Genomic DNA, 4255 nt, shown 5'->3' on the forward strand with positions numbered 1-4255 from the left:
GTGGTGGTCATCTTCGAGCCGGACGGAGAGGTGCGGGACATCGTCGAGATGGGCGCCGGGAGCGAGCCCACGAACTGCTGCCTCGGCGACGGCGCGCTCTACGTGACGCTCGCCGGCACGGGCCAGCTGGTCGCGCTCGACATGCCGGTCGAGCCCCTGCCCCTCTACCCCGCCCGGCGCTGAATCTCGCCGTCAGCGCTGCGCCCAGAGGAGCACGCGCTTGAAGGTGAAGAAGTACGGGCGCGTGTCCTCGAGCGCGGGCAACAGGCGCTCGCGGTAGCGCGCCACGAAGCGCGCGTAGAGCTCCGCCGGCAGCCGGCGCTGGTAGTCGGTGAGCAGCGTGCCCTTCACCCACTCGACCACCTCGTCGCGTGCCGCCAGCCGGTGGCCGTAGACCTGGAGACGCACGTGCTGCTCCGCGTAGCCGAGGCGCTCGAGGAGCAGCGCGTACTCCTCGGGCCGGAGGACGGCGCGCCCGGAGCGCGCATGCCCGCCAAGCGCATCGCGAAAGGGCGCCTCGCCCGCCACCTCGGCGGCGACCACATGGGCGGGGTGGTCGAAGTTGGCGGGCATCTGCACCGCGAGCTGGCCGCCCGGGCGGAGCGCCGCCGTCAGGCCCGCGAACAGCACCGCGTGGTCATCGATCCAGTGGAGCGCGGCGTTCGAGAAGACGAGATCGTAGGCCGCGCGCGCCGCGAAGGCGGCGATGTCGCCCGCCTCGAAGCGGAGCCCATCCTTCGCGCGCGGCCGCGCCCGCGCGAGCATCGCCTCGGAGCGGTCGACGCCGAGCGTCTCGCCCGCCGCGAGCTCGTCGTGGAGACGCGCGGTCAGCTCGCCCGTGCCGCACCCGAGATCGACCACCCGCATCCCGGGGCACGGGCGGACGAGCGCCAGCAGGTCGAGGAAGGGCCGCGCGCGCTCGTCGCGGAAGCGCTCGTACTGCGCCGGGTCCCAGGCGTCACGCGTCATGCAGGACGAGCTTCCTATCCGCCGCCCCGATCGACTACAACCGCCGCCGGCCATGCGATCGAGCGACGCCGCGAACCGGCCGCGCTGGAGCGGCCAGGCCGGGTTCTTCGAGATCTGGTTCCTGGTCGTGTTCGAGGCCGCGGCCCGGCGGGCGTGGTGGTTGCGCTACACCACCTTCGCCCCGGCGGCGGGGCTGCAGCCCGGCACGCCGCGGGCCACGCTCTGGGCGGCGGCTTTCGACGCGCGGGCGCGCGAACCGGCGATCGCGGTGAAGCACATCCTCGGCGCGGAGGACTATCACGCCGGCTCGCCGGAGCGCTTCGCGATCCGCCTCGGCGCGGCCGAGCTGCGCAACGACGCCTGCCGCGGCGAGGTGGAGAGCGGCGGGCACCGCATCGCCTGGGCGCTGCGCCTCGCCCCCGCGGCGCGCGAGGCGCGGCGCGCCCCGTGGCTCCTCCATCACCTGCCGCTGCCGACGCGCGTGGCGCACGCCAACAGCGAGATCGCGTGCAGCGGCTGGGTGAGCGTCGACGGTGTCCGGCGCGAGCTCGACGGCGCGCCCACCGTGCAGAAGCACATCTGGGGCACGCGCCGAGTGGAGGAGCTGTACTGGCTCTACTGCCCGCGTTTCGACGAGGAGGTCGCCGCCTGCCTGGAGGCGACGGCCGTGCGCCTGCGCCGCCGGCCCGGCGCGCCGCGCCTGGTGCCGATCTGGTTTCGCACCGCCCACAGCGTGCTCGATCGGCGCGGGCTCGCGGCGCTCGCCGGCAACCGGGTCGAGGTCCGCGGCCCCGCGCGCCTCGAGTTCCGCTCCACCTCCGCGACCCGCGCGCTGCGCGCCGTGGCGTGGTGCGATCCGCGCACGCTCGCCGGCTACGTCTACCGCGACCCGGCGGGGTGGGACGTCCACGTGGCGCAGAGCGACGTCGCGTCGGTGACGCTCGAGCTCCGCCGCCGCGCCCATCCCCTGGCCCCGTGGCGTCCGCCGCGCCGCCTCACCTGCACCGAGGGCGCGGCGCTCGAGCTCCACGCGCCCGAGCCGCTGCCCGGGGTGCACTACCTCGGCTGGGACGCGACGGGGGCCTGATCCGCGCGCCCGCGAAGCAGCTGCGCGGCCGGAACCTCTGCTCGGGTACCGTAGAGCCACACCACGAAGAGTATCCCGAAGACGAGATCGCCCGTCCCCACCAGGGGGGCACGTACCGGCAGCGCGCCGACGGCCCAGAACCACACGAGCAGCGCAAAGAACGACAGCTTGCCGACGGCCGCGACCGTGATGAAGAGACGGTCGGCACGACCCGCCGCCGCGGCCCACAGATAGCCGAACCCGAAAAGCAGAACGAACATGCTGACGGTGGCGAGGTAGAGCGGGTGCTCAGCCTGCGGGAGTCCCGCGACTGCCCGCAAGGCGCGGGCGGGTGGAGTAAATAGAGCGGCGCCACCGATGTTCATCCCGGCGGTGGCGAACAACGCGCGTCGCATCCAGGTTGGCAATGCCGTCACGGCAGTTCACCTCTCGGCGCGCGTGAGCACCTGGACGTCACTGGTTTGCACCGACCTGCGGATACGAAGACGACTTCGCCCGACACTCCCGCTCGCATCGACAGGAGGAGGTCCATACGGCTTGCCGGCGGTCGGCTCCAACGGCTTGGGCGGCGCCTGATCCCCCGTTCACCGGCTTCCCCGTGGCCGCCCTTATCATAGCCATGCTGCGGCCTTGGAACTCCCTTTCGTTCACGCGCCTGCCAGGAGCTTCGATGGGTATGGCCAGGCATACCTGAGCTTCACCGGTGCGCCGTTGAGCCGGCGAGGATCGCCGCCTGGAGGCAGGGCGAACTCCTTCCCGACGCAGGTACCGCCTCGCGCCGCGTAGAAGGCCTGCGCGTCGGTGTTCTGTTCGAGTACCCACAGGTACAAGCCCGACGAGGGCGTCCGTTCGACGACGGCCTGCGCGATCAGGCTCAACAGGCGGGTCCCGATGCCGCGTCTCGTCAGTCCATGTGCCACATGGAGGTTGTCGAGGAGGGCGCCCCAGGTCGGGTCCTCGCCGAGAACGCCGTGTGCGAACCCCACGACGACGCCGTCGCGCGCGGCGATGATTGTGCATGTCTCCGGTAGGGGGTCGCTGAGACGCCCGATCCATACGGACAGACGGTCCTGGACGACGTCGCCGTCCAGAAAGGCGTCGGAGTACGCGCCTCGATAGTGCCGCCGCCAGCTGTCGGCATGGAGCCTGGCGACGGCCCGTGCGTCGATCGCACACGCCGATCGGAACCGAACGTCGTCAAGATCGATCAAGACCGTTCCCCGAGCCATATCGGACTCTGGAGACTTGGGCCGTGACGAGTGGCCCGTACTTCGTACCTCGTACCCGACACTAGGAAGCGGCAGGAAGCGGCGCGCATCCCCACCCAGGCTGTGCGTAGGGCCGGATCTGGCCCCGGTGGTGGCGGAGGTGCTGCGTCGCCTCGCGGCGTGATCAGACACCCTGGTAGGTGCCCCGCGGTCACGGAGCATCGCAGCCGCAGACCTCCAATTGAGGAGTGCCGACGAACTGGGAATGGCATGCGGATCCCAGCGGGCAGACCCCCGCGCTTTGGCAGGTTTCGGGCGGGGGGGGACCGCACGTTGCGTTCGGGGATACGCAGGCACAAAGACGCGCGTCGCCACGCTCGTCAGGGCCGACGTGAATGGCCTGGCAGACGTCGCCCTCGAAGCAGGTGCCGCCGCACTGCGGATACGCGGACTCGAGGCACGGGGTGACCCCGGCCGGGAAACAGACGCAGCCGAAGAAGAACGGCGCGAAATCCAGGTGCGCCTCGCACTCTTCGCTCGGCGGGCAAACCCCGGCGCACTCCGGAACCGATCCCCCGCTGCACGGTGTCGGCGGCGTGCACAGACTGCGGCCTGCCTCGCAGCCGGCGAGGGCCTGCTGCACGCATTCCTTGTGACACGTGCTTCTTGCGTTAGCGCTCAAGCCATCGCAGGCTGCCGCTGCTTCGCACGCCAGGATCTCTTCCTTACAGTTCTTCCGACTGCAGGGGGGCGTGCTGCCTGCCGGCGGCGCAGCAAGCCCGGCAAGAACCAGGAGACCAATCGCCGCGCGTAGGCTGCTGGCAGCCATGGAACCCTCCCGACGGGGCATCGGATAAAGGCCCGAAGGTGACCGAACGCCCCGATATCCGACGTCCCCCCTGCGCCCCGCCGGGCTGAAGATCCCCGGACTACGCTCCGGAGCCTGGACCACCCTCCGGAGCTGAAATACGTTTCGGACAAAGCGCCTGTC

The 4255-nt window shown here is 71.4% G+C and carries 4 protein-coding genes; 1 reads left to right on the forward strand and 3 read right to left on the reverse strand.

What is annotated here, in order from left to right; all coding sequences use genetic code 11:
* Positions 1-192: 192 nt before the first annotated feature.
* Entirely contained in the window at positions 193-969 is a 777-nt protein-coding gene (locus tag E6J59_15425) for a methyltransferase domain-containing protein (GenBank protein ID TMB17885.1), read from the reverse strand.
* 52 nt (positions 970-1021) lie between these two features.
* Between E6J59_15425 and E6J59_15430 the strand changes: the two genes are divergently transcribed.
* The gene (locus tag E6J59_15430) at positions 1022-2056 is read left to right on the forward strand and encodes a hypothetical protein (protein TMB17886.1); all 1035 of its coding nucleotides are present in this window, start codon (positions 1022-1024) and stop codon (positions 2054-2056) included.
* Here the strand turns inward: E6J59_15430 and E6J59_15435 are convergent.
* Together E6J59_15435 and E6J59_15440 are read right to left on the reverse strand one after the other, a co-directional pair.
* A complete protein-coding gene (locus E6J59_15435) occupies positions 2026-2439 on the reverse strand; it encodes a hypothetical protein (GenBank protein TMB17887.1) in 414 nt (137 codons plus the stop codon). The genes E6J59_15430 and E6J59_15435 overlap by 31 nt on opposite strands.
* Before the next feature lie 264 nt (positions 2440-2703).
* Entirely contained in the window at positions 2704-3285 is a 582-nt protein-coding gene (locus tag E6J59_15440) for a GNAT family N-acetyltransferase (protein TMB17888.1), read from the reverse strand.
* Positions 3286-4255: the final 970 nt, after the last annotated feature.

This window comes from Deltaproteobacteria bacterium, assembly GCA_005879795.1.
Classification (GTDB): Bacteria; Desulfobacterota; Binatia; order DP-6; family DP-6; genus DP-6.

Bases quoted from the DNA above. Each gene is read 5' to 3' on its own strand.
- E6J59_15430 (TMB17886.1), top strand. From the start codon at position 1,022: ATGCGATCGAGCGACGCCGCGAACCGGCCGCGCTGGAGCGGCCAGGCC.
- E6J59_15440 (TMB17888.1), bottom strand. From the start codon at position 3,285: ATGGCTCGGGGAACGGTCTTGATCGATCTTGACGACGTTCGGTTCCGA.
- E6J59_15425 (TMB17885.1), bottom strand. From the start codon at position 969: ATGACGCGTGACGCCTGGGACCCGGCGCAGTACGAGCGCTTCCGCGAC.